Origin of the sequence: Imperialibacter roseus, assembly GCF_032999765.1 — a bacterium.
GTDB lineage: Bacteria > Bacteroidota > Bacteroidia > Cytophagales > Cyclobacteriaceae > Imperialibacter > Imperialibacter roseus.
Window position 1 is genome coordinate 5,913,094 of record NZ_CP136051.1, and the last position, 23,964, is coordinate 5,937,057.

General features: G+C 43.6%; 23 protein-coding genes. 5 read left to right on the forward strand and 18 right to left on the reverse strand.

Annotated elements, in window-relative coordinates:
• Positions 1–155 precede the first annotated feature (155 nt).
• On the forward strand, positions 156–1,586 hold the full coding sequence (locus RT717_RS24845; RefSeq protein ID WP_317489033.1) for a flippase: 1,431 nt from the start codon (positions 156–158) through the stop codon (positions 1,584–1,586).
• The gene (locus tag RT717_RS24850) at positions 1,586–2,512 is read left to right on the forward strand and encodes a glycosyltransferase family 2 protein (protein WP_317489034.1); all 927 of its coding nucleotides are present in this window, start codon (positions 1,586–1,588) and stop codon (positions 2,510–2,512) included. The genes RT717_RS24845 and RT717_RS24850 overlap by 1 nt, the downstream gene beginning before the upstream one ends.
• Here the strand turns inward: RT717_RS24850 and RT717_RS24855 are convergent.
• The 3 genes from RT717_RS24855 to RT717_RS24865 all read right to left on the reverse strand — a co-directional run bounded on the left by RT717_RS24855 (position 2,473) and on the right by RT717_RS24865 (position 6,189).
• Complete coding sequence (locus tag RT717_RS24855) at positions 2,473–4,182, reverse strand: capsule assembly Wzi family protein (protein ID WP_317489035.1); 1,710 nt, start codon at positions 4,180–4,182, stop codon at positions 2,473–2,475. The genes RT717_RS24850 and RT717_RS24855 overlap by 40 nt on opposite strands.
• 232 nt (positions 4,183–4,414) lie before the next feature.
• Positions 4,415–5,059: a hypothetical protein gene (locus RT717_RS24860; RefSeq protein WP_317489036.1), complete on the reverse strand. Its 645-nt coding sequence runs from the start codon at positions 5,057–5,059 to the stop codon at positions 4,415–4,417.
• 11 nt (positions 5,060–5,070) lie between these two features.
• Positions 5,071–6,189 (reverse strand): glycosyltransferase, encoded by a 1,119-nt coding sequence (locus tag RT717_RS24865; protein ID WP_317489037.1) that lies wholly within the window; start codon positions 6,187–6,189, stop codon positions 5,071–5,073.
• A gap of 144 nt (positions 6,190–6,333) precedes the next feature.
• Between RT717_RS24865 and RT717_RS24870 the strand changes: the two genes are divergently transcribed.
• From RT717_RS24870 to RT717_RS24880, 3 genes are all read left to right on the forward strand, one after another.
• Positions 6,334–7,272: a glycosyltransferase family 2 protein gene (locus RT717_RS24870; RefSeq protein ID WP_317489038.1), complete on the forward strand. Its 939-nt coding sequence runs from the start codon at positions 6,334–6,336 to the stop codon at positions 7,270–7,272.
• A 97-nt stretch (positions 7,273–7,369) separates the two neighbouring features.
• Entirely contained in the window at positions 7,370–8,512 is a 1,143-nt protein-coding gene (locus RT717_RS24875; RefSeq protein WP_317489039.1) for a glycosyltransferase family 4 protein, read from the forward strand.
• A complete protein-coding gene (locus RT717_RS24880) occupies positions 8,493–9,659 on the forward strand; it encodes a glycosyltransferase family 9 protein (RefSeq protein WP_317489040.1) in 1,167 nt (388 codons plus the stop codon). The genes RT717_RS24875 and RT717_RS24880 overlap by 20 nt, the downstream gene beginning before the upstream one ends.
• Here the strand turns inward: RT717_RS24880 and RT717_RS24885 are convergent.
• The 15 genes from RT717_RS24885 to RT717_RS24955 all read right to left on the reverse strand — a co-directional run bounded on the left by RT717_RS24885 (position 9,654) and on the right by RT717_RS24955 (position 23,935).
• On the reverse strand, positions 9,654–10,598 hold the full coding sequence (locus RT717_RS24885) for a class I SAM-dependent methyltransferase (RefSeq protein WP_317489041.1): 945 nt from the start codon (positions 10,596–10,598) through the stop codon (positions 9,654–9,656). The two genes, RT717_RS24880 and RT717_RS24885, sit on opposite strands and share 6 nt — an antisense overlap.
• Positions 10,595–11,137: a hypothetical protein gene (locus tag RT717_RS24890; RefSeq protein ID WP_317489042.1), complete on the reverse strand. Its 543-nt coding sequence runs from the start codon at positions 11,135–11,137 to the stop codon at positions 10,595–10,597. The genes RT717_RS24885 and RT717_RS24890 overlap by 4 nt, the downstream gene beginning before the upstream one ends.
• A gap of 182 nt (positions 11,138–11,319) precedes the next feature.
• Entirely contained in the window at positions 11,320–12,000 is a 681-nt protein-coding gene (locus tag RT717_RS24895) for a hypothetical protein (protein ID WP_317489043.1), read from the reverse strand.
• 79 nt (positions 12,001–12,079) lie between these two features.
• Positions 12,080–13,156 (reverse strand): GumC domain-containing protein, encoded by a 1,077-nt coding sequence (locus RT717_RS24900; protein ID WP_317489044.1) that lies wholly within the window; start codon positions 13,154–13,156, stop codon positions 12,080–12,082.
• Between the two features lie 15 nt (positions 13,157–13,171).
• The gene (locus RT717_RS24905) at positions 13,172–15,772 is read right to left on the reverse strand and encodes an SLBB domain-containing protein (protein WP_317489045.1); all 2,601 of its coding nucleotides are present in this window, start codon (positions 15,770–15,772) and stop codon (positions 13,172–13,174) included.
• A 139-nt stretch (positions 15,773–15,911) separates the two neighbouring features.
• Positions 15,912–16,694 (reverse strand): 3'(2'),5'-bisphosphate nucleotidase CysQ, encoded by a 783-nt coding sequence (gene cysQ / locus RT717_RS24910; protein WP_317489046.1) that lies wholly within the window; start codon positions 16,692–16,694, stop codon positions 15,912–15,914.
• Complete coding sequence (gene cysN / locus RT717_RS24915) at positions 16,694–17,956, reverse strand: sulfate adenylyltransferase subunit CysN (protein WP_317489047.1); 1,263 nt, start codon at positions 17,954–17,956, stop codon at positions 16,694–16,696. Before cysN ends, cysQ begins: the two co-directional genes overlap by 1 nt.
• Before the next feature lie 10 nt (positions 17,957–17,966).
• The gene (gene cysD / locus RT717_RS24920) at positions 17,967–18,872 is read right to left on the reverse strand and encodes a sulfate adenylyltransferase subunit CysD (protein WP_152001311.1); all 906 of its coding nucleotides are present in this window, start codon (positions 18,870–18,872) and stop codon (positions 17,967–17,969) included.
• Positions 18,872–19,480: an adenylyl-sulfate kinase gene (gene cysC, locus RT717_RS24925; protein ID WP_317489048.1), complete on the reverse strand. Its 609-nt coding sequence runs from the start codon at positions 19,478–19,480 to the stop codon at positions 18,872–18,874. Before cysC ends, cysD begins: the two co-directional genes overlap by 1 nt.
• A gap of 160 nt (positions 19,481–19,640) precedes the next feature.
• Positions 19,641–20,309, reverse strand: a complete 669-nt coding sequence (locus tag RT717_RS24930) for a DUF4097 family beta strand repeat-containing protein (protein ID WP_317489049.1) — start codon at positions 20,307–20,309, stop codon at positions 19,641–19,643.
• Between the two features lie 7 nt (positions 20,310–20,316).
• Complete coding sequence (locus tag RT717_RS24935) at positions 20,317–21,177, reverse strand: DUF4097 family beta strand repeat-containing protein (protein ID WP_317489050.1); 861 nt, start codon at positions 21,175–21,177, stop codon at positions 20,317–20,319.
• Positions 21,178–21,215: 38 nt separating this feature from the next.
• Entirely contained in the window at positions 21,216–22,013 is a 798-nt protein-coding gene (locus RT717_RS24940; protein WP_317489051.1) for a zf-HC2 domain-containing protein, read from the reverse strand.
• Complete coding sequence (locus RT717_RS24945; RefSeq protein WP_317489052.1) at positions 22,000–22,542, reverse strand: RNA polymerase sigma factor; 543 nt, start codon at positions 22,540–22,542, stop codon at positions 22,000–22,002. The genes RT717_RS24940 and RT717_RS24945 overlap by 14 nt, the downstream gene beginning before the upstream one ends.
• A 309-nt stretch (positions 22,543–22,851) precedes the next feature.
• The gene (locus tag RT717_RS24950) at positions 22,852–23,508 is read right to left on the reverse strand and encodes a hypothetical protein (RefSeq protein WP_317489053.1); all 657 of its coding nucleotides are present in this window, start codon (positions 23,506–23,508) and stop codon (positions 22,852–22,854) included.
• Positions 23,509–23,596: 88 nt separating this feature from the next.
• Positions 23,597–23,935 carry an SCP2 sterol-binding domain-containing protein gene (locus RT717_RS24955; RefSeq protein ID WP_317489054.1) on the reverse strand — a complete coding sequence of 113 codons (339 nt, stop codon included), beginning with the start codon at positions 23,933–23,935 and terminating at the stop codon, positions 23,597–23,599.
• Positions 23,936–23,964: the final 29 nt, after the last annotated feature.

Sequence of the window (23,964 nt, forward strand, 5' to 3'; positions counted from 1 at the left end):
GAAATAATTTGTGAAGGTAAATATCTAAAGCTTTTTGTATTTATGTGACTTAAATTGAAAATAGATGATCCAATGGTAGCCTGAGAGAACAGACCTAATCAATTTCCTTGGAAGATCTTCATCTTATGTCGAGTTGGGAGACACCTCTCGTAGCTATGAAAAGAAACTATTTTTATAATCTTATTTTTTCATTTTCGAATATCCTCTTTCCTATCATAACCTTCCCTTATGTGTCAAGGATATTGGGGCCTTCTGGCATTGGAAAGGTACAGTTTGTCACTTCCTTCTCTCAGTACTTTACGCTTATTGCAGCGCTGGGCATCCCCGTGTATGGTATTCAGGTAATTGCAGCTGCAAAAAACGATTTTTTTAAACTTTCAAAGGTCTTTTCCGAGCTGACAAGCATATACTTAATTACCAGTTTGCTGCTTGCTTTAGCTTATTTTGCCATAATTTTTTCGGTCCCTTTTTTTGGCGACCAGTTTCAACTGTTTCTATTTGCAGGCCTAATAGTGGTTCTGAGTTTTACCTCAATCGAATGGTTCTACTCAGGCCTCGAAGATTTCAAAACCATCGCTGTCAGATCCGTCATCATAAAATCGATAGCACTTGTTCTTACTTTCACTTTCATAAAAGAGGCAGACGACTACCTGGCCTATTTACTTATTGTTCTGTTCACAATACAGGGAAGTCATTTCCTGAATGTGGTTTTACTGAGAGGAAAAGTCTCTTTGTCATTTTCAGGTTTAAATCTAAAAAGACATCTCAGGCCTCTTCTGTTTATCTTTAGCACTACGGTAGCGGCAAGCATGTATACTGTGCTTGACACGGTCATCCTTGGTTTCCTAACAAACGACGAGTCTGTTGGCCTATACACAGCTGCCGTCAAGCTGACAAGGATCACTATTCCAATCGTGATTTCATTGGGTGCCATATTAGTGCCCCAAGTAGCACGGGCGCTTGCCAGAAACGAGCAGGAAGAGATGAAGGCAATGGTCAACAAAGCCTTTGGTTTCGTCTTGCTTCTGGCAATACCAATAAGCGTGGGACTGCTGCTGCTGGCTCCCGAATTTATTGAAGTGTTTTCAGGCGATGGATTTTTACCTGCAGTGCCCAGCATGCAAATACTTTCAATATTACCTCTTCTTGTTGGTCTCGGGCATCTATTCGCCTTTGTTATTTTGGTTCCTGCTGGCTTTCACAAAGAAGTGTTTTACTCCGTAGCACTCGGTTTGGGCCTTTGCCTTGCCCTTAATTTTGTTTTAATCCCTGCCTTTCTGGAAGTCGGCGCCTCAATTGCTAATGTTCTAACCGAAGTGGTTGTCACCTGTTCGTACCTTTATTTTATTCAAAGGAACTTTCGCCTCTCATTTAACTGGATGCCCTCCCTTAAGTCGATGCTATGTGCTTCACTGTTTGTTCCCATTATATTTGGTCTACGGCTGTTATCTTTAAGTGCGGCACTTACTCTAACATTGTCAATAGGCTCCTGTGTACTTGTATACATGGCTTTGCAAATGCTCGTGCTAAAGAACGTGCTCATGGTAGATTTATGGCAGGCCGTAATGAAAAAACTTAACTTCTGATGCCTCGAAGGGTTATGAATGAAAGAAAAGTTTCTGTGGCTATGGCGACATTTAACGGCGGTGCATTTCTGGCCGAACAGATTAACTCGATAGTCAACCAAAGCCTTCCTCCGTCAGAAATTGTCGTCTGTGACGACTTATCCCAGGATAACTCTGCAGAAATTCTTAAGAGTTACGAATCGTCAGGTTACCTGCGCTACCTTCCCAACGAATTGCGGCTTGGCATTATTGAGAACTTCAAAAAAGCCGTTTCACTAACTGATGCTCAAAACTACATCGCATTTTCGGATCAGGATGACATTTGGATGCCGCACAAGCTGGAGACGTTGTTGCATCGCATGAGCGAAATAGACGATGGAATCACTCCAGCCTTGATATATTCAGACTTGGCGGTCATTGACAGAAAAGGCAAAGTGATTAGAGAATCGTTTTGGAACGAACTTGGACAGGATACTTACGTCCACAGTTTCGAAACGCTACTCTACGGAAACTTTGTTACGGGATGTAGCATGTTAATAAATCCGCCAATGCGAAAACTATTTCTCGAAATGCCCTCCAACGCACCAATGCATGATTATTGGATAGCACTGATCGGGTATAGCTTTGGTATTGTATCCAGAATCGACCTGCCACTTGTAAAGTATAGAAAGCATGAAAGTAATGCGGCCTTTTCAGCGTCTCATCGAAAAAAAACTGCTTTCAAGCGGCGACTCCAAAACCTAAAATTTCTAGTAACCGGGGATCAAGACTACCTAAAGAGTGAGACTGCAATAGCTTCGCTTTTTTTAGAGAAGTTCAAGCCAGTGCTGTCAGAAAAACATCGCACTATGTTACTCCGCCTTTCACAATTGAGGAACCGATCCTTCTTGAAAAAGAAAGTCTCATTTCATTTGGCCCTGCGTGGACGATGGAGAAAGGAGAAGTAGCCCTTATCCCACTGCAGCGGGACTGTGCAGGAAATGGCAGGGTGAAAGTTTGTCACATCACGCCCGTTGCGAAACCAAGGCAAATCAGGGTCAAACACCAGCTCCCACTGATAGTTAATTGACCTGACGTAGACCGCTTTTGCGGATACTAATATGTTAGAAATTTTCCAATCGACATGCAGCCCTGCTGTAAAATCGATCCAATGCCTTCTATAGTCTCCTGTTCGGGAAAAAGCATATAGCATCCAGTCATTATCGTGTGTGATTCTCTCTAACTGGATACCTATTCTATTAATCCCTTTTATCCAACTGAAATCCAAATACTGCGAATTGCCTCCTGGCCCAATTCCTGCACCGAGAAGCTGGCCCTTGTTAGTAAACCCCTGCCGAATATAGTCGTCGGAATACCAACTGTCTGCATCAAAAATTCCTTCCCTTTGCGATTGCTGTAACTGAGTGACTTCTATTTGGAACTGCAAGTACTGTTTGGTCCTTAAGGGAAACAACTTGGTAAGGCCAAGAGTATAGCCTCGGTTTTTTTCGGGCTCCTCCAGCCATTTCCTGAATTTTCTGGGCTTCCCATGATTGCCAAATTCAGCGTAAATCTCTGCTGATTCCGGTTGAAAGACCCACCTCAAAAAAACAGAAGATTGCTGGCTACTGTTTGATTGGCCTACTATTGGGGCCTCAAAGGCGTTTTCTTTCTTGTTAAAGATTGGAATAAAGTCTTGGAGGTGCTCTAAATCTGCTTGGTAGAGTTGCTTTGTTTTATTGTAGCCCAGGAAAAGCCCCTTGACCCACTTTGGCTGCCATGAAAAGTTAACGCCGGAAATATATCGCCATTCATTTCTCTTTGGAGAAAAAAGAGTAGCCCCATAATATGTTCTGCCTTGCTGAGGCGGGGTTTTTCCAGAGTTCCTCAATTTGCCGGCAATAAATTGCCCTTCGAAATTACCAATGGCAGTAACCACCGGTGCGTTCGTTTCCAGAAAAAAATGGGTGAAGCCCTGCGCATTGTTGCTTAATATTATTGCGTTTCGGTGACCGGGGCCCCACCACAGGTTCTGCGTTGATATTCCCATGGAAAAGCGGTCAAAGCTGTACTTCACGAAGGACTGACCGGGAAGAATTTTGTTGTAATTTCTGTTCGCCAGTTTTTCCGGTTGGTCTATTCTGTTCCACCAAATATACCTCCACATCCAAATGATGTCGTAGTGCACCGAGGGAAACCCTTCGTAGTCGAGGTTCCGTGCGAAAATGTATTCAGGCCGTAATTGAGAGGTCAATCTTCCATACTTAATATGCAGGCCAAGGCTTAGAAGGTTTTGAGCGCCGACAGCTGGTATAACAGCTCCATCATTGCTACCATAAGGAATTTTTGTGTTGCTCTGATAGCGATTTTGCAAAGGAAGTGCAGCTACTTTAAATTTCTCTTCATTAAAAATCGTACTCCCTTCCCACAGATACCGGACATTGTTAATGTAAGACGAATCGTCATTTATAAAAGACAATGATCGCCTGGAAAAAGAATACTTATCCGAAATCTCTCCCAGCAACTGGCCTCGTCTCAAATAGTCCTCGACAGCATCATAACCCATAGCGGGGATCGACTGCCCAAAAACTTGATTGAACAAACATAAACTCAAAAGCCAGAAAAGGTACTTTCTCACATTAAATGTACTTTGGGCATGATGTTACTGTATGAGCTGGCATAACAATTAAAATATCAGTTCTATTCATCTTCATTCAATAGTAGCAAGACTCACCTTGATGTATTCGTAACAGTAGGAGTGCCTACTCTCTTTTAACTACTTGTATGTCAAAACAAACACACTAAACCTCCAGCTTTCCCACCAAATATTTCCCAGTAGAAAGAAGAATAGTAAATCATTTCAATATGGTCTAATTTAAAGTAAGCGTTTTCAAAGTCAAATTGTCTAGAGACCAGCTTTCGTCGCATATGTCATTTGGAATAGGTTGGGTAAGCCTATCAAAAAATCTGATTTCCAGCTTATCCGCTGAATGACCAACCGTTTTACTGATTTGGTAAATACTAGTTCCATTACTGAGCTCAGAATAGTAACACAGCAACGGGAGGTCAGTCTTAAAAGCTCCGGTCTTCGGGTCATTCATCCTCCATCCGTTTTGAGGATAAGATTGTTGTATGCACCATAAAGCATTACATATCCCATTGGAAAAAGTGGTTTCGATGATTGACTGCCCGTCAACCAGCATCAACCACCAATCTGGCCCAGCAGGATACGATAAATTGCCATCCCAGGAATCATGAATAAACAGGTCAAAGGAAATAGTTATATAGTTATGTTCGGGAAGGCCGTCCAGTGCTATAGAAAACCCATCGTCAAAGTAATTCCCAATTACCTGATTTCCATTATAATTCATGAGCTTGCCTCCCACAATATTATCCATATCGGCACTCTCAAAATCGTTGAAAAATACAATAGCGTCATTTTTCACCGTGGGTTCACACGAAGCAAAAAAGATCACAAAACCCATCCACCAAGAGTATTTAATTGATAGTGACATAGTCCCGATAACTAACTCCGCAGCTTCTTTGCAACTTTATTAAACGTTTCAATGTACTGGCTGGTCACAGTGTCCCAGTTGTACTTGGCTGTAAGCCCTTGCCGGACAACGATCCTAAACTCATTCGCCAGCTTTTCGTCCATATCCAACACTTCTATTTTTTCCACCACTGAGTCAGCGTTCTTTTCGAAAAAAAGCCCATACTTGTCTACACCAAGCACTTCTCGACTAAATGGTGTATTCAAAGCCAATATACAACATCCATAGGCCATTGCTTTAAGTAAAGTGGGGTTGGTTCCTCCAAACTCGTGACCATGCAAGTACACGAAGGCATTGTGATAAAGCTCGGCCAATTCCTCTGGATCTGTCACATATCCTGTAAATAGTAACCTGTCATCACTTTCAGCCATTGATTTAATGTTTTTGGCATAGTTGTCTTTGTAGGGCACGTCGCCAACAATGACAAGTTTTCTTTCAGAGCTCGAGCGTAGAAAACCCTCTACCAAGAGGTCAGCATTGTTGTCAGGTATAAGGCGGCCTACGATTAGAAAATATTCTCCTTTAGTAAGCCCCCACTTTGATATTTTCGAGGCATCAGTAGATTCTCTAACATTCGCTCCGTAGGCAATAACAACTGACTCTCTTTTAAACAAGCTTAGATATACCCTCCTCATTTCATCAGAATCATTAACTAACTGATCATATAGCTTTGTGGAAAGCCAGGAAGCAAAATAAAAGTATCGGGCACCTAATCCCTTCCATTTTGGGCGAAGCCACTCCATCCCATCCACATTAATGGCTGTTTTTTTTCCAAATATTTTCGATATCACTCCAAAAGGCCCATTGGCAGAATTAACAACGAAGATGACATCAACTTTGCTAAAGCAGGCATGTATCATTGAAAAAAAAGAGTGTATGAACTGACTAAGTACCTTCGTTTCTATCGAAGGAAGGTACACTAACTTCACACCATTAACCTGCTTCGGTCGATCCTGAAACAGCGCCTTATGACAATAGACTGTTACTTCAATCCCTCGTTCAACAAGTCGTTCCGACAGTTCCTTTACCAGCGTTTCGTACCCGCTGTATACATAAGGATATCCCCTGGAGCCAATAATCGCTATTTTCATTCCGTTAACCAATCAACTTCCCTTCCTCTGATATCAAAACCAATATTCTTAACGTTCTCATTGGGGCAGAGCCTGATGAAGTAATTTTTTACATTTGTTTCCAAAGACCCACCCATTTACTCTTAAGTTGTGTCACTACGAAAAATGAACACTGTTGTATCAATCGTTTATGTAAATTACAATAGTTCGGCACTTATTGTTGACTCCATTGATTCACTGACAGCTCACTGCAAAGATGTTCCTTTTGAAGTAATAATTGTCGACAATGCTTCCAAAGTTGAAGAAAAGCTAAAATTGGACTCTTTGAGAATGGAAAGGAATTGGAACAATATTCAAATCATTTACGCCGGTGAGAACCTGGGTTTTGGTAGGGCAAATAATCTTGGGGCTACCAAAGCCATAGGTAAATATTTGTTTTTTCTCAATCCAGATACGCTGATTTGCAACGACGTTGTAAGAATACTTTTTGATTTTCTGGAGTCATCAGAGCCTAAAATAATTGCTTGTGGTGGCTCCCTCCTCACAGCGGACAAAAAGCCTACTTCTTCCTACGGAAATTTACCCGGAATATTCCAGGAGTTGGGAAATATCGGGCTAGGGTTAAGTTTCATCCTTGGCGGCTATTACAAAAGGCATTTGGCAATCAACGCCGCCGTCTATCAGACCACTCCGACAAAAGTACCTTACATCGTTGGTGCCGATATATTTATTTATGCTGATGCCTTTAATGACCTTAATGGATTTGATGAATGCTTCTTTATGTACTACGAGGAAACTGACTTGTTTTATCGACTTTCAAAAAAGAGATTGGATTCTTATATTGTTCCTGATGCTCAGATCATACACCTTGAAGGTGGGGCTGTAAATTCTTTGGCGACAGAAAAGTTTAACCATGCCAAATTTGAAATGCTCCTGGCGAGTAAGATTTATTACTATCGAAAATGGTCGTCAAAATCATCCCTTCCCTTATTTAAGCTAATTTTCCTGCTCCAGATTGTTGTTCAGTTTACCAAAGGCAATATGGGTAGTCAACTCAAGCCTCTACTCAAAAGCTATTTTTCGATAGTTTTAGGAGCAAAATAGAATAGGTTCTATTTCGCTTGACGGGTATCAAAAAGATTCCGTGAATATTAACTCAATACATCTCGGTTTAGAATAGCTTTGAAGCAATACAGAATTTATGAAATTAGTAGTTGACACTCACCATTTGATGTTAGAGAATGCCGGCACAAAGAGGGTAACTATCAATTTGCTCGCTGAGCTAAAAAGAACTCCCGGAATTGAATTGATAGAACTTAAGCCAGACTATTCTTTAAAAAAAGGAGCAAGTCTCGCAAGCAAGCTCAAAGGTCATTTTCTGCGGTTCTTGTGGGTTTATGTTCATTTACCTTTCAAATGCTACACTTCTAAAGCTGAATTTTTATTATCTCCTGAGTTCAACACACCCTTGTTTTGCCCTTGTCCACGGGCTGTAATTGCCCACGATGCGCACATGCGGGCTCAGCGAGAGTTTACCAGCACTTTATGGTTCTATTTCTACTATGTTCCATTTATAGAAGTAGCCATCAGAAGAGCTGACTTGATATTCACCGTTTCTCAATTTGCTAAAAGGCAAATCGTTGATTTAATGCGTTTGGACCAAAGGAAAGTTCATGTAGTATATAACGGGGTCGATCAACTGTTTTTTAAAAGTGCGCCGGAGCTCAATTCAAGGCTTCCCGGTGGACTTGTTGCAAACCAGTATATTCTTTTCGTTGGCACCTTTGAAGCGAGAAAAAATATCGGAAGGCTTCTTGAAGCTTTTAGCATATTGAAAATCAAACACACGGAAGCATTTCAAAAATTAAAGTTGGCCATAGTAGGGCAGTCAGCTTCCGGCAAGTATTCAGATAGCACTAAGCAAATACTATCACTTATTAAGAGCCTAAACCTGACGAATGACGTAGTATTTTGTGGGTATGTGGCCGATGCTGAGTTGCCGATAATTTACCAAAATGCGAAGGCTGTAGCGTTTCCATCTTTGCATGAAGGGTTCGGGCTCCCTATAATTGAAGCGTTTGCAAGCAATGTACCTGTATTAACCTCCAATCTGTGTTCAATGCCAGAAATAGCTGGAGGTGCAGCCCTGTTGATAGATCCATACGAAATAGACGATATCAGCAGCAAACTAGAAAGGCTACTTTTCGATGAGGTACTTCGCCAGGTGCTAACCACCGCCGGTACTGAGAGGGTGAAGGAGTTTACGTGGGAAACATTCGGCTCAAAAGTGTTAGCAAAAATCACATCCTTTTTGAATAAAACAGATGTCAGCGCTGATACATAACAAGAAGAAAAGGCTACTGCTATATCCACTTAATGCTGTTCTGTGGCTACTTTTTCTGCCTAAGAAGGTGTTTGGCAAAAGTGTGAAGTTTAATTCCTTGCCAGCAAAAAAAATTCTCTTGGTAAGGCTAGACTATATAGGTGATGTAGTTATGACCAGCCCCTCCTTTTCATTTATAAGGCACCGGTTTCCCAACGCCAAAATCACACTATTAACTAATCCTTCAGCCAAGGCGCTTTTTAATAAAGACCCCAGGATTGACAGAATCGATACTTTTAATTGGCCCTGGGGACATTTGAGAACAAATAACCGATTCAGCTTTTCGTTACTTAAAGAACTATTAGACCTCGTTTTTCGCCTAAGGAGGGAGGAATTTGATTTGATGGTTGATTTTAGGGGAGACATGAGATTTGGGTTACTATTCGGGCTCTTTACGGGCGCAAAGGTGCTGGTGGGTAACTCAAGGTCAGGCAACAAATTCATGCTGGACTACGCATCGGAATATGATGCCTCAAAACACGAACTGGAGAGGACTTTAGATGTACTCGCCTGCTTCGGAGAGGTTCCTGTAGTGAGTCACCCTGAGATATTTCTTTCAGAAGAAGCGAAGCTTCTGGCAACCAAACATTTAGAGGAGCTTCTGGACACAAGCTCACTAAAAAAACTTGCTATAATCGCTCCGTTCTCCTCAAAAGATATCAAGTCGTGGCCGCTTCCTTACTTTGAAGTCGTTATCAAGCACCTGTTAACCCTCGGTTATAAAGTTGTTATCGTTGGAACAAGGGAAGACCAGGAGAATTCTGCATCTCTTGCGAGTTCTTTTCCTTCAAAAGTGTACTCTTTGGCGGGTAAAACAAGCCTTACTGAGCTGGCTTGGATGACCTCGATATCTACACTTGTTATTGGAGTTGACACCGGCGTTCTGCACATAGCATCTTGTTTTGACACTCCGATCGTAGCTATTTTTGGGCCAACACGATCCTGTGAATACAGGCCTTACTCCAAGTTTTCAATAGTAGTGGATAGTGGTGAATGCAGGTGCGATCAACTCACCCACGTAAAGTGTGATATTCAAGTTAATGACTATGCAAAATGCATGTTTGAACTAGGCCCAGAGGCCGTAATAAGAGCTATTCAGAGCCTATGAATCAACATTATTCTCCCCCGCATGTGGGTTGCTGGCATAAATCCTTATAATTCCGCCTCGATGAAATAAGCTTGCCACCGTCTCCAAAACCGTTGACACCGGTAGCAACACTCCAATTAAGAGATAAAGAGGAATACTTTTCTCGTTTTTCAGACTGTGAATAAGGTCTCCCTTGTAGCCCACCAAGCCCAGGCAGGTACGCAACATTCCCAAGAGGCCCACATGGGAAGAGAAGTAGCTAATTTCAACAGGATGAAGACCACAAGACTCAATTAAGGAGATGATAGAGTCTTGGCTAAAATGATTTATATGACGAGGAACGTCCAATTGCAGCCAGTTTTTGCCAGCCCACCTTGATTGCCAGCTATCTATATTCGGCACTTCCACAACTACCAGTCCTTCTCTACCCAAATTATCACGTATAAGATTCGTGAAGAGGTCTTTGGGTTTGCTTAAGTGCTCTAAAACGTGGAATAAACTTATCACATCAAAAGGAGCGCCCAGAAGTTTGCCTTTGGAATAATAGTTTGAATCTATTTCTAGGTGATAAAATTTCCTTGCAAAGTCAGCCCTCGGCCCTGACGTTTCCACTCCTTTTGTCCTGAAACCAGCCTCCTTACACAAAGAGAGGAATTTACCCTTGCCACTACCAAAATCGAGTACTCCGGGTTCCGAGCCACACCTCTGCTTAATCTTGCCAACCACTCGCTTGTACTCAAAAGAAAGCATTTTGTCAAATATAGAATTTCGATTGTCAATGACTCTATATCGCTCATCCCGATAGATTTCTTCTTCAGAAACATTCACAACAAAATAGGTATAACGGTGATCGCACTTTCTGCAAGTCACTATTGTGAAATCTTCTGAAATCTTGATTCCGTTCTCCAATCCCAACGCATCTGGCTTGGTTGAACACAAAGGGCAGGAAGCTTGCTTCATATTGTGTTTGGCTTGAGTCGAAGTGAGGGTTTTTTATTAAGATGATAGGCTGAAACACTATACCCCACCATCCACCATGACACAAAGGCGACATATAGATATATCTCGGCATTAGAAGTAAAAAGCGGCAAAAACAAGCCCACTTTCACCGTGGCGGCTGTAAACGGTATTACTCGATCTTCTTTATAATTTGCCAGCCTATAAGCCTTAAATGAATACCGTACCGACATAAAAAGCAATAAACAGTAAAGAAAAAGCCCTAAAACACCTAGTTGAACCCCAAATATGATGAATTGGTTTTCGCCGCCAACACGAAGTCCCTCCACGACACCCCGAGCATTACCACTCATAGCCAGACCTATTCCCTGGGGTGATGCAATCATGCTGTCAATTCCCTCAAACCATTCAATGGCGTGACCCAAAGTGGACGGTTCTTGAAAAGTAATTGTATCGTATACGAGATCGACTGTATCCTTTGGAGCCCAAAAATAGAAATACAAGCCAGCAAGTGCCAACAATCCAACTCCTACTAAAATCATTCTGTAATACCGAAATATGATCGTAATAAATACGAGCTCGACAAAGAGCGACGCCATAGAGGCCCGGGAAAATGTTAATGCAAGTGTAATCAGAAGCAAAACTATTAATGCGACATATTTTGCCCTTGACAGAGTGTCCGTCGCATTTAACAGTAAGATGAGCGAAAGTGGGAAGGCAAGTACTACTGCACTTGCGAGCTCAAGCGGGGTAGAAAAAAAGAGGAATACCTTTTATGTCCAGCTGCAGTTTCAAAAGTCCATGAAAGCATGTATTCACCAGTTGGTTCAATTTCATTTAAGGCTTTATTATACTGAGCATACCCCGTATAGCTATGAAAGTGCGTCCCCATCGCAGATTCCGCCGCAACAAAAAAGAATGCTATGAACGCCACGGAAAGTATGACATTAGTAACTACGCTAGTATCACGTCCACTTTTAGAGAAGTTTCTCCCGAAAAAGTACATAATTCCAAGCATAAGAATGTTTTTGAAATATGCCAGCTTTTCCGGAATCCCAGCAGCTCCAAGTGGCAAAATAGCGTATGCAAAAGCAAGTAGAAGAAAGGAAATAAATACTATGTCAATGCTTAAAAGCTTATAACTCCAGGTAAGGAAATCCCGCTTAAAAAAAATAAAGGCAAGAAATGCAAACAGGACAATGAGCTCTTTTGCGTATTGGAAAACAACAACGGCTGCCGTTGATCCGGTTTGCTTGTACACTAAACTCAAAATAGTAATATAGGCTGGCAGATATAGACACATAAACACAATTACATACTCACTGCTACCCTTAAAAAGGATTTTATAAGATGAATAGGCAATGGCCAATAGTGCGGCTGAGAAAAACAACAGAAATAACATCATTGCTTATTAACTCTTGTTTTAAAAGGCGTGGTCGCTCTGTCTTTCATCCAAGACCAAATTAAAGTCCTCTATGAGAAGTCTAGTTAGCTTCCAATGCATAAGCAAAGAAGAACTTGACAACAAAAAATCCTGTCGAAAGTACTCCAAAGACGAACATGCCTATCACGGTGCCTTTGTACCAACGCCATTTGTTGTTTTCGAGGTACCTCATTGGTCTGTCAATTATTTGAATAAGTGGTTGCCGATCTAAGTGATTTAATTTCGCCAGCTCGAGATTCTTCACAATTTCTGAATATGCAGCGAGTGACGATTGTAAATCCATCTGCTTTTGCTGAATGGGCACATTCTGCTTTCGGTTTAAGGCATTATAATTTAGGGTGCTCTCAAGATCCGATGCAATATCAAAAACCGAACTGTCTAGCACCTTTTTTACGCTGTCTGCCTGATGCTGAAGTGTAGCGACAGTCTCAGTCGTCTTTCTCGTTTTACTATAAAGGTAGAACTCACTCACTTTCTTTACCAAAGTCGTATCAAAAGCCGCTGAAAAAAACGGATCCTTAGAATTAACCTGCACACTAATAATGTTGAGCCTTCTTGACGGTTTGTCGACCGCTAGATATCTTTTCTGCAACTGCTCAACTACCTCAATTAAAATACTGTCATGACTGGCGGTAAATTGCGAGGGGTCTACATCGAACGATAAGCCCTTCAGGTGACTCTTTGACTGCCAAACTTTTTCCAATTTGGACTCCCTTGCAAATGTATTGATCAGCCTTTCCTTGCTTCCATTATGGTCTACCTCGGTCAGAAGCGTTTCTATTAACATCCGCTTCGACTTGTAGAGCTCCAAAATATTCTCTCCCTTAAATAGCCCCTCTTCATCTCCTCCGAGAGACCCAAGGCTTAGCCCAAGCGAAGAAGCTAGCCCTGACACTTGGCTTAAACTACTGGACTCCTCAAGTGCGAAGGTTGTTTGTGCTGTATAAGTCGGCTTACGCAGTGTATACAGATAGCCAAAAACACCCCCGACCAAAACAACCATGGCGATGATTTTCCATTTGCGCAGCAGATAGTTAACCAAAGCTGTTATTCGCAACAAAAGCTCCCTTAGCGAAATCTTATCTTCCTGAATGTATGGTTGGTGTTGATTTGTCATACGACGACTCAGGTTTTAGAATTTTATCTGGGTGATTAGAAGCGCAAGAGTAGCCAATCCGCTGGTAAAGCCAATAATCTCACTTGGTTTCAAGGGTATTTTGAAAGGCTTGACAGGCACAATTACTTCTGCACCGGGTTCTACAGACGGGTAGGCACGAATAAAAAGCAATCCCCTTGTTCGGGCCACTTCGCCATTGGCATAAACTACGTACGTTCTGTTTCTCTTCGCCCTGCTATCAAAGCCCCCAGCATGATTAATAAAGTATTTGGCTGATTTACCACTCTCATAACGAACTGTAGTGGGATACAAAACCCGTCCCTTAAGCCTGACTGTTTGAAGCTGTTTGGGAATACTAATAATATCGCCTTCCTCCAGAATAAGATCGTATTTGGATCCGGGCTTGGCCATAATTTCCTCCAAATTGATCCCAATAATCTCAGTACCTTTATTTCCTCCGGCAGAAATTAGGGGGTTATTCAGACCCATCTCTGTCAAGCGTTCCCGCTTAGCGAGGCTACTTAAATCTTCATTGGCTGAGAGATCACTAGCCTTCTGATAAACTTCATCCTCAACCTTTTCAGTACGCAATGTCTCTGATTCTGTAGGGCTCTGCGAGGTCAATTCAATGTTTTCTTTAACCCCTTGCAGGCTCGCTATTTTTCTTGCTAGTTCTGGCTCATTCTCGAAAAACTCTGTTCTTCTAATTAACGTAGCACCTTTAGGATAAGCAAACTCGCTCAGCCCGCCAGCTCGCTCCACTACGTCGGATATTTTCTCATTGACATTTCGAATGGCATATTTGCCCGGGTATAACACTTCTCCGTCAACTTGTATGAATCTCTCCACCCGGTAGTTCGGATTTCGCCTGACAACAATGTGGTCAAAAGGCTCAAGATCAATTTCAGAGCCCGACGCTGAAAGACTCAAATCCTTATTAATACCCACTAAAAGTATGTCAGATATGTCCCGGGAGTTTTGATCTTTTACTCTTCTTGTGATTTCTATATTTGATTCTGAAGCTGCCTCTCTCAATCCGCTGGCTTGGGCAATCAGATCTTCTACGGTCAGGCCCTCAGAATATGGAAAATTACCTGCCTGGTTAACCTCTCCGGTAATAGTTACATAATACTCTTCCTTCAAGTCATACCTTGAAAATATGGTTACTACATCTTCTTGCCTTAATGCTATGTCTTCTGTTTTTTCGGTCAAAAGGTCAGAAAGATCAAAAGAAATTGTTTCAGTGGAAAGATCACTTTTTGTTCGTGTAATAATGGCCCTCGCCAAATGTGCGTCACCAGAGAGCCCCTCAGCTCTTTTAACAAGCTCTCTGACCGTAAGTCCGTCAGTAAGCGAATAATTGCCCGGGCGGAATACAGCACCTTTTATTTGCACTCGATTGGCATACCTGTTCAGGATTTTCCCTACACGAAAAACATCGCCGCTTTTAGCCGTAAACAGGGAGAACTGGTCACCAAAAATATCTGCAACCGTCTTTTCTGAATCCGTATTCCTGGTCACGTTTACCCGATCCTTATAGCTCTCGTCTGTAAAGCCACCTGCATAGGCCAGAACATCAGCAAAACTTTCACCGCCTCTCAGCTCAAACACTGCCGGCCGCTTCACTTCTCCCTTCACTTCCACTCTTGCCAAATACGGATCCACGATCACAACGTCCTGATCCTCCAACCGAATGTTGATTTCAGATTTTCCGCCAATTAGAAAATCATAGGCGTCTACTTCTTTTACAAGCTTATTCGAACGAAAAACTTTGATTTTTCGCAAAGTCCCATTGGTGGTAACACCCCCAGCTGCGTAGAGTGCATTGAATACCGTTGCTAATGAGCTGATAGTATAAGTACCCGGCATCCTAACTTCGCCAACCATGTTCACTTTTATAGTTCTCACAGACCCCAAAGACACGTTTAAAAAAGTGTTGGGTGTCGAACCATTCATCCCTTTGTAGGCGGTGGCCAACTTATCCTTTATTCGCTCCGTCGCTTGCTCAATCGTCAAACCATTGACAGGTAGTGGGCCAAAATTAGCTATCAACAATCTACCCTCTGCGTTTACCCTAGCTTCAAAATATTGCTCAGCTGCGCCATATATGTCAATAAATAAAACATCGCCGGGACCTATCACATAGTTACGGGGAGTTGGCAGGTTAAGGCTTGGCTCAAATGTTAATTGTGGGTTCTTATTGTTGAAAAGGGTGAAACCGAAGATTCTGTCTTCCAAGGGAAGCTCTGGCTCAACGGCATCACGGACGGGTCGGCTGATTTTTTCCCAATCATTTTGTCCTCTTACCTGACTTCCGGGATAAGAGGAGCCTCCGGTCACACGAGCAGAATTAGCTTTGCCAACACGTTGGGTAAGTTTGGTAATCTCTGATGACGGCATACCCTGCGACTGTGCTAGTTGAATCATCTGATCGGGCGTATAACCCATTGAACTCCCTCGACTCATCAGATCCATAATTTGTGAGTCGGAAAGCTCATCAACTTTAACAGTGGTGAAGTCGGGAATAGCCTGCGAGCTCGCTGGTTGATAACTGCCGACTGAGGCCAGCAAAAAGAAAATTGCCAGGAGACGGTATTTTGCGTTCGAAAAGGTCATGATACCCTTTTGCTTAGTCTGGTTTCGAGAAATAAAGCGCAAGATAGGATAATTAATTAGCTTACTAAATAGGAATACAGCCCTGACAACGAAGGCGACAGGATAGTTGGTGTACTACGAAAATAAAAAAGAGAACCTGTTAGTCCTCTTTTTTTGCTCTTGCTATGAAAAAGTGATTGAGCAATACCTCTTTGTTATACCTGAGGGGCTCGTTTGTCTTGTTGTCTATCACCGAGCCTCCTGCTGCTTCCAGTACTGCCTGCGCTGCGGCTGTGTCCCATTCCATGGTAGGGCCGAAACGTGGATAAACGTCGGCACCGCCTTCCGCCAACACCATAAACTTCAGCGAGCTGCCCATTGATACTATCTCAGGCTTATCGTATTGGTTGATAAACTCAAGCGTTTCGTCGCTCATGTGAGAACGGCTGGCCACTACTCGTACGGGGCCGGAGTATACAGACGATTTTCCTCCATCAAGCTGAGTTGTCTGGCCTTTTTCTTCCAGAAAAGCTCCCTGGCCAATAATGCCCCAATGCAACTTCTCCTGCACAGGTGTGTACACCACGCCAGCCACTAGCTCCGTTCTGTTAACAAGGGCTATGTTGACTGTAAATTCACCGTTTCTCTTTATGAACTCCTTTGTGCCATCGAGAGGATCAACCAGCCAGAAATACTCCCAGCCTGATCTTTCGCTGAAATCTATCCCTTTGCCTTCTTCACTCAACACCGGGATGCCGGTGTTCTCAAGGTGTTTCATGATCACGTCATGAGCTGCCTTGTCGGCCTTAGTCAGTGGAGAATTGTCCCCTTTGGTTTCTACGCCAAAATCCTCTGTGTCGTAAATTTTGAGAATAGCCTTTCCGCCTTCTATCGCAGCTTCTTTTGCTAAACCTATCAGGTTCTTAATTTTAGTTTGCTCCATCAGATAATCATCCCCGCTGCGACAGTTTCGTTGGTAGCCTCGTCAACCAAAATGATACTACCAGTATTTCTGTTCCTTCTGTATGAATCCACCAGAAGCGGCTTTGTTGTTCTTAACTGCACCCTCGCTATTTCATTCATTTTGATGTCCTTATCATCTTCGATGCGGTGCAGGTTACTGATATTAACCTTGTATTGCACCTCTTTGATGATGGCCTTTACCTCATTGCTGGTGTGGAACAAAGTATATTTGGCCCTTGGCAGAGGTCCTTTATTGTTCATCCAGCAAAGCATTACATCTATGTCCTGCACCGCCTTGGGTTGATTGTTGTCCCGAACGATCATATCTCCCCTGCTGATATCAATTTCATCTTCAAGAGTGATGGTTACCGACATTGGAGGAAACGCTTCTGCGATTGGGCCATCTGCCGTGTCGATAGATTTGATTTTTGAGGTGAGGCCTGAAGGCAAGACTGTCACTGAGTCGCCAGGTTTGAAAATACCACCAGATACCCTGCCCGCATAGCCCCTGTAGTCATGATACTCGTCAGAATGGGGTCGGATAACTGTTTGCACAGGGAAACGGCAGTCAATATGATTTTCATCGCTGGCGATGTGGATGGTTTCCAGTTCATGAAGCAACGTGCCACCCTGGAACCAGGGCGTTTTCTCTGACTTGTTCACCACGTTGTCGCCATGGAGGGCACTAATGGGAATGAACCTGATGTCTTTCACATCAAGTTTGGCCGCAAAGTCTTCATACTGCTTCACTACCTTGTCGTAGGCTTCCTCAGAGTAGTCGACGAGATCCATTTTGTTCACACACACAATAATGTGGGGGATTTGCAGGAGGGAAGCAATGAAGCTGTGGCGGCAGGTTTGCTCAATCACCCCTTTTCGGGCATCCACCAGAATAAGCGCCAGGTTGGCGGTAGACGCACCAGTCACCATGTTACGGGTGTACTGAATATGCCCAGGTGTGTCGGCAATAATAAATTTCCTTTTTGGCGTAGCAAAGTACCTGTAGGCTACGTCTATCGTGATTCCCTGCTCTCTTTCGTCCTTCAAGCCGTCGGTCAAAAGCGAAAGATCCACGTGACCAAGTCCCTTTTTCCTGCTGGAGTTCTCCACTGAAAGCAGCTGGTCTTCAAAAATTGATTTTGAGTCAAAAAGCAGCCTTCCGATCAAGGTACTTTTCCCGTCGTCCACACTTCCGGCTGTAGTAAACCGGAGCAGTTCCATGTCCAAATATCCGTCTGACATTATCTTCTAATTAAAAATAGCCTTCTTTCTTTCTGTCTTCCATAGCGGTTTCAGATCGTTTGTCATCCGATCTGTTGCCTCTTTCAGTTTGCCTTAGCGCCGACACCTCAAATACGATCTTCTCCAGCGTGTCAGCATCAGATTCTATGCCGCCGGTGATAGTGATATCGCCCAGCGTTCTGAACCTGATCTTCTTCTTTTCAATTTTTTCCCCTTCACGAAGCTGCGTGAACTCTGACTTGGGCAGCCATGTGCCGTCTCGCCTGATTACCTCTCTTTCATGGGCAATGTAGAGCGACGGTATATCGATGTTTTCTGACAAAATATATTGCCAAACGTCCATCTCAGTCCAGTTGCTTATCGGGAACACCCTGAAATGCTCTCCCTGGTTTTTCTTGCCGTTGAAGAGGTTCCAAAGTTCCGGGCGTTGATTTTTCGGATCCCACTGACCAAATTCATCTCTATGTGAGAAGAAACGCTCCTTGGCACGGGCCTTTTCCTCATCTCTTCTGGCACCTCCCATCAGGGCATCAAACTTATTTTCCTCGATGGAGTCCAGCAGAGTTGTAATCTGCAGCCAGTTGCGGCTAGCATTTTTTCCGGTTTCTTCACGAACCCGACCAGCATCTATAGACTTTTGCACTGAAGCCACAACTAAATTGACCCCCAGCTCTTTTACAAGGTTGTCCCTAAAGTCAATCGTTTCTGGGAAATTGTGACCCGTGTCGATGTGAACGAGGGGAAATGGGATTTTGGCCGGCCAGAAAGCCTTCCTGGCCAAATGGGTAACCACTATGGAGTCTTTCCCTCCGGAGAAAAGTATCCCGGGGTTTTCAAATTGAGCAAAAACCTCTCTGATGATAAAGATGGATTCTGCTTCCAGTTCCTTCAGGTGAGTAAGATTGTACCTCGCCATTAATTTTTAATTTTTTTCAAAACTACTTCCAAAATCTTTTTTGTGCACACTTCCAACGACTCTTCGTTGGTTTTTACTACTACATCTGCATTTTTGGGTTGCTCGAAAGGCGAGTCGATCCCGGTAAAATTTTTAATCTTCCCTTCTCTGGCCTTTTTGTAAAGCCCTTTCACATCTCTTTGCTCACACACTTCCAGAGGGCAGTCGACAAACACTTCTATAAAGTTATCCGCCCCAGCCAGGTCTTTGGCTTGCTTTCGGTCATCAATAAACGGCGAGATGAATGCCGTGAGTACAATAGTGCCCGAATCGATGAAAAGCTTCGACACCTCACCAATGCGGCGGATGTTCTCCTTCCGAGCCTCATCACCAAAATCCAGGTCTTTGTTGAGACCCGACCGAATATTGTCACCGTCGAGAATATAAGTGTTGAGCCCCTGGGTAAATAAGGCCTTCTCTACCTCACTTGCCAGCGTTGATTTGCCGGAACCTGACAAACCAGTCAACCAAACCAGCACGGGTCGGTAGCCATTTCGCTCTACTCTGTCAACATGAGTGATACTGTGCTTGTGCGGAATTATATTTTCTGAAACGGAATCAGCAGACATATTTGAAGCCGGAAAAATGAATTAACTATATTCTCTATTGGGTTAGTATAGAATTGAGGCACAAAGATAATTGAAGGTTTCCCGAAAACAAGATGAAAACCCCCATAAACCAATAAAGGGCCATGAAGGCCCTCTATCAATGCTTATCAATGTAAATGTGTTACAATCTTCGAAGAAGTATGTCTCCACTGATCGACTTGAGCTGAAGATTCTTCCCTCCGTTGTTCAATTTGGCGTCCAGCTTTACGCCGACAATCTCTTTCAACCCTTTCCCACCATCAAGGTATTCGAACGTCAGGTCGCTATAGATGTCGCCAGAAATGGTTGACGCCTTCAACGAAATGTTTTGAGACGCTGGCAGCTTAATGTCCACATCGCCGGAAATAGTCTCAAGAGACAGCTCACCACCGTCGAAAGTGGTTTCAATGTCGGCGCTGATGCTTTTCACACCAATATCGACCCCTTTTGGTAACCACACCTCCACTGTCATAGTGGGGGTGGAGCAGTAGCAGTTTTCACGACCGCCTCTTTGCTTTTTCCAGTAGTCTTCAAACTGTTGTTTCTTCATGTAGATGCTCAGTGCCGAGGTAGTATTGTCTACGCTGATAGTAAACTCAGGAGCGGGCCAGTCTTCTTTTTCCTCCACGCTCAAAACTGCTTTTGCCTCCTGTTGATCCCAGTGATTAATCTTGATCACCGACGAGAAATCAAACTCCAGGTATATCTTCTGGCCAGCCTTCACCGGGCTACTTGCCTCGGTGGTGTATTGGGCCAGGAGGGAGGTCACGCTTCCCAGAAGCATGACCAAACCCATTGCTATGGCTTTCATGGCTGAATTATTTTTTCCTTAGGAAAATATCACCACTTACAGCCCTGAGCGATATCTCCACGCCACCACCGTTGAAGGTTGGGTTGGCATTCATGCCTCCCCACGACTTAAGGCCTTCCTTTTCAGCAAACTTTAAATCAAGGTCAGTATAGATTTCACCGGAAACCACGCTTAGCTTAAAGTTAACTTTGGCATCCGAGGGCATGGTAATATCAATATCGCCGCTCGTGGCTGCCAGTGAAGTGGGTTTGGTGGCATTCAGCTTGCCGAAAACAACGTTTATGTCACCACTTACCGTATTTGCTACAATGGGGCCTGACACATCACTCAGGATAATGTCGGAGTTTTTCGACTGTACGTTGATTTCGCCACTAAGGCCTTTGACTACAAAGTCACCTCCTCCGTGCCATGATTCTTGCTCATAGGAGAGCCCCATCGCCGTTGGCATTTTTATGATGTAATCAGAGTCGCTGGCCGCCTTGCCTGCCCCTGAAAGCGAGATAACATTTCCTTCTGTCTTGATATTTAACCCTATCTCCGTGTTGTCTGGCCCGGTAGCTGAAAGCGGCTTCAGTCCTTTCGCTTTTTCAGGAATCCCTTCGTAGTCAAGGGCTGTAATGACCAGTTCCGTGCCGGAATAAGCCTCAAAAGTAATATCGGTTTGAAGGTTTGACACTTTTAGGGTGTACTGCTCCGGAGAGCCTGGAACCTTAAATTTGAATTCCTTGGTTTGGCCTTCCCTTTCACCGAATCGATTCATGTCTCTTCTGTCAACCTTGGCTAACCTCGCCAGTTCCTGAGATTTTGCCGGAAGCTGGCTAACCATCGTCAGAGCCAGTGCTGCTGTAAATAATTTGATTGTTTTCATTGTCCTTTATGTTTTATGCTTATCAATTATTGAATGCTTTATATCAAAACTTCTATGCCCAACTGGGCTTGTTTTCTCACTTCAGGTAGCGTCTCTGTGTTGTCAATCAGCGATTTCAACTTGTTCACCGCACTCTTTTCTTCGAGTTCCACCATCATGTTGATGAGTGAAATTTGAACAATCGGCTCCGTCTGAAATTCCAGGGAGCGCACCAGCTCGGCTCTCACGGTGCTGTTGACAGTCGCAAACTTCTGCAAAGCATTGGCTGCCGCAAGCCGCACATTGGGGCTGGCATCAGTATTCAGTGTGGTTACCAGCGCTTCAATCAGCTTCGGGTCAACTTTGTTGTAGCTTTCCACCTGGCTTACGGCTTGTATCCGCTCGCTTGGATATTGCGCCTTCAGGTTCGCCAGCATGAGCATTTCTTTTATTTCGCTAATCTCCTCCTTCATTTCAGCTACCTGGTTGTTGTCGGCAACCGGTGCATCGTCTTTGTTTCCCCACCAGTAGCCCACTGCCAGCAGCATTACCGCCGCCGCTACCCTCGACATGGCTTGCCAGGAGAAGAAAAAGACCTGCCTTGCTTTCGGACTTGAATGCAAGCCTTTCTTCTCCTCCTCAATCATGGCAAACACATCCTTTTTGAGTTTTTGGCCTGGTTGAGCTGGCTTCACCAGAGAAAACGCTTGTTCCAGCTGCAATTCCTGCTCATAGGCCTGTCTACAACTTGCACACTCATCAAGGTGAAGCTTCACTGCCTCCTCCTGATTTTTTGAAAGCATTCCGCCGATGTACTCCGGCAAAAGCTCCTCGATATGTCTGTTAGTTTTCTGCATGATCAAAATATATTTCTCTCAGTTGCTGGATGGCCCGGTGCATTTGCACTTTGATGTTGCCAACGGTCGTATTCCTTATTTCTGCTATCTCTTCGTACTTCATTCCTTCCAGTTTACCAAGCACAATCAGCTCCCTCTTTTCCTCCGGCATTTTGTCGAGCGCCTGGAAAAGCACCGACTCCCGCTCCCTGGTTATTTCGTCTTCCTCATCGCTATGATGCAGGTCGGCGACATTCTCCACTTTCTTAAAGTCGTCGGTGAGCTGCTTGTTCTTCCGGTAGTGATCGTGGTGCACATTGCGGGCCATTTGATACACCCAGGTTTTGAATTTGTACTCGGGGTTAAACGACTTGCGGTATTTCATCAGCCGCATGAACACGTTCTGCACCAAATCGTCACTTACATCCTGATCGAAGGTCATGCGGAGAAAGAAATTGTACAGCCTCACCTGATACCGCTCAAACAGGTCCTTCAGATAGTCCAGGTCGTCGTTTTGCACCTGAATCATCAGCCACTCATCCGTTATCATCTCCACAGTTTTGGTCAGGCGATTTTGCAAGCTTTTCCGATCGATTTGGTTTGGTTACCAAAAAAGGTACGGAAGGTTACAGGAGGGAAAAAGATTTATTTGGGAAATGATGGGAACGCTGAACCAACACAGCCCCAAGAAAAAACGGAATGGATAAATTTGGCGCAAGAAATACGCAAACGTGGTTTAGTGGAATATCTTCAAATCGTTTCAAAACACCGGCTTCGATAAGATGTCAATTGCCTTAACTTAAGCCGGTGTGAAAGGAGACCTTTATGTTTAGTTTGGTTTCATTCAAGCCTATTGTTTTCACTTCAGTCTAACAGCCTTTACTTGCAAGCTGCTCATTGACCAGCTTTCGTCGCACGCAGGCGCACCTGAGTTAGTTTGCACCAAACGATCATAAAACCGAAAGAAGGCTGCCTTACTAGTGTGTGCTATTGTCTTTGTTATTTGGTACACACTGGTTCCATCAGGCAAGTCGGCCCTATGGCATAAACCCGGTAAAAAATAGCTGGCACCGGTCTTCGGATCGTTGAAGTCAGGAAACTGATCAGGATAAGACTGGAAGAGGCAATAAGTGCTTACGCAAGGGCTATTCGAAAAAGTGACATCCATGATTCGAGCGTCGTGCAGTTCCATATACCAGCGATCCGGCCCATCATCTCCGCCAGCGTTGCCATCCCACGAATCGTGTAACAACAGAGTAAAGGTAACTTCCAGAAAATCGTGCTTGGGAATATCTGAAAGGTCAAGATTAAAACCACCTCTGTTATACGGGCCAATTACCCAATCTCCGTTGAAGTCAAAAAGCTTGCCTCCTTCGATATTAGCCAGTTCAGATTGGTCAAACTGGTTGGCGTATATCACTTCTGTCAGTTCTTCCTTGGGTTGACATTTAACCAACAGAATTAAGATCAAGAAGAAAAATGTGGCTTTGATGCCGTTCAATAACATAGATGCCATTTCTAAATTACAACGATAACTTCATTATTATATATGAGTCAGTTTATCGATTAAGAAGTTCTCAATTTTCAAACTCAGTTACTATGCTCTAAAACAGCCTCTTAAACAACTTCGTAAACTTCAGCATCTCGTTCAGGTCGCTCACTTTGATTTTGCCCATCATAAAGGCCATTTCGGCGCTACGTTTGCCCAGCTCAATTTCTTCATACACTACGTCGCTTGTTTTTATTGTGCATTTTGCCTCGCCCTCCAATCCCTGACTTACACGGCAGGAACCTTTCTCGATCACAGCGGTAAATTGCCCGCCGTTCTTTCCTTCTATATCAAAATGAAATATCGTTTCAAATCCTTCCTCCAATTTTTCAGGCCTGAAGCGATCCTGCAATGACAAAACTATTTCCCGTGCTATCTCTGGTTTGGTTTCCATGGTTTCTTGTAGGTGTATAATGCTATTTC

What these genes read in the sequence shown, in the direction of transcription:
- RT717_RS24900 (WP_317489044.1), bottom strand. Translation starts at nt 13,156, where the DNA reads ATGACAAATCAACACCAACCATACATTCAGGAAGATAAGATTTCGCTA.
- RT717_RS24870 (WP_317489038.1), top strand. Translation starts at nt 6,334, where the DNA reads ATGAACACTGTTGTATCAATCGTTTATGTAAATTACAATAGTTCGGCA.
- RT717_RS24875 (WP_317489039.1), top strand. Translation starts at nt 7,370, where the DNA reads ATGAAATTAGTAGTTGACACTCACCATTTGATGTTAGAGAATGCCGGC.
- RT717_RS24940 (WP_317489051.1), bottom strand. Translation starts at nt 22,013, where the DNA reads ATGCAGAAAACTAACAGACATATCGAGGAGCTTTTGCCGGAGTACATC.
- RT717_RS24895 (WP_317489043.1), bottom strand. Translation starts at nt 12,000, where the DNA reads ATGATGTTATTTCTGTTGTTTTTCTCAGCCGCACTATTGGCCATTGCC.
- RT717_RS24865 (WP_317489037.1), bottom strand. Translation starts at nt 6,189, where the DNA reads ATGAAAATAGCGATTATTGGCTCCAGGGGATATCCTTATGTATACAGC.
- cysQ (WP_317489046.1), bottom strand. Translation starts at nt 16,694, where the DNA reads ATGGAGCAAACTAAAATTAAGAACCTGATAGGTTTAGCAAAAGAAGCT.
- RT717_RS24955 (WP_317489054.1), bottom strand. Translation starts at nt 23,935, where the DNA reads ATGGAAACCAAACCAGAGATAGCACGGGAAATAGTTTTGTCATTGCAG.
- RT717_RS24945 (WP_317489052.1), bottom strand. Translation starts at nt 22,542, where the DNA reads ATGATAACGGATGAGTGGCTGATGATTCAGGTGCAAAACGACGACCTG.
- RT717_RS24850 (WP_317489034.1), top strand. Translation starts at nt 1,586, where the DNA reads ATGCCTCGAAGGGTTATGAATGAAAGAAAAGTTTCTGTGGCTATGGCG.
- RT717_RS24880 (WP_317489040.1), top strand. Translation starts at nt 8,493, where the DNA reads ATGTCAGCGCTGATACATAACAAGAAGAAAAGGCTACTGCTATATCCA.
- RT717_RS24890 (WP_317489042.1), bottom strand. Translation starts at nt 11,137, where the DNA reads ATGATTTTAGTAGGAGTTGGATTGTTGGCACTTGCTGGCTTGTATTTC.
- cysC (WP_317489048.1), bottom strand. Translation starts at nt 19,480, where the DNA reads ATGTCTGCTGATTCCGTTTCAGAAAATATAATTCCGCACAAGCACAGT.
- RT717_RS24950 (WP_317489053.1), bottom strand. Translation starts at nt 23,508, where the DNA reads ATGGCATCTATGTTATTGAACGGCATCAAAGCCACATTTTTCTTCTTG.
- cysD (WP_152001311.1), bottom strand. Translation starts at nt 18,872, where the DNA reads ATGGCGAGGTACAATCTTACTCACCTGAAGGAACTGGAAGCAGAATCC.
- cysN (WP_317489047.1), bottom strand. Translation starts at nt 17,956, where the DNA reads ATGTCAGACGGATATTTGGACATGGAACTGCTCCGGTTTACTACAGCC.
- RT717_RS24885 (WP_317489041.1), bottom strand. Translation starts at nt 10,598, where the DNA reads ATGAAGCAAGCTTCCTGCCCTTTGTGTTCAACCAAGCCAGATGCGTTG.
- RT717_RS24845 (WP_317489033.1), top strand. Translation starts at nt 156, where the DNA reads ATGAAAAGAAACTATTTTTATAATCTTATTTTTTCATTTTCGAATATC.
- RT717_RS24905 (WP_317489045.1), bottom strand. Translation starts at nt 15,772, where the DNA reads ATGACCTTTTCGAACGCAAAATACCGTCTCCTGGCAATTTTCTTTTTG.
- RT717_RS24930 (WP_317489049.1), bottom strand. Translation starts at nt 20,309, where the DNA reads ATGAAAGCCATAGCAATGGGTTTGGTCATGCTTCTGGGAAGCGTGACC.
- RT717_RS24935 (WP_317489050.1), bottom strand. Translation starts at nt 21,177, where the DNA reads ATGAAAACAATCAAATTATTTACAGCAGCACTGGCTCTGACGATGGTT.
- RT717_RS24860 (WP_317489036.1), bottom strand. Translation starts at nt 5,059, where the DNA reads ATGTCACTATCAATTAAATACTCTTGGTGGATGGGTTTTGTGATCTTT.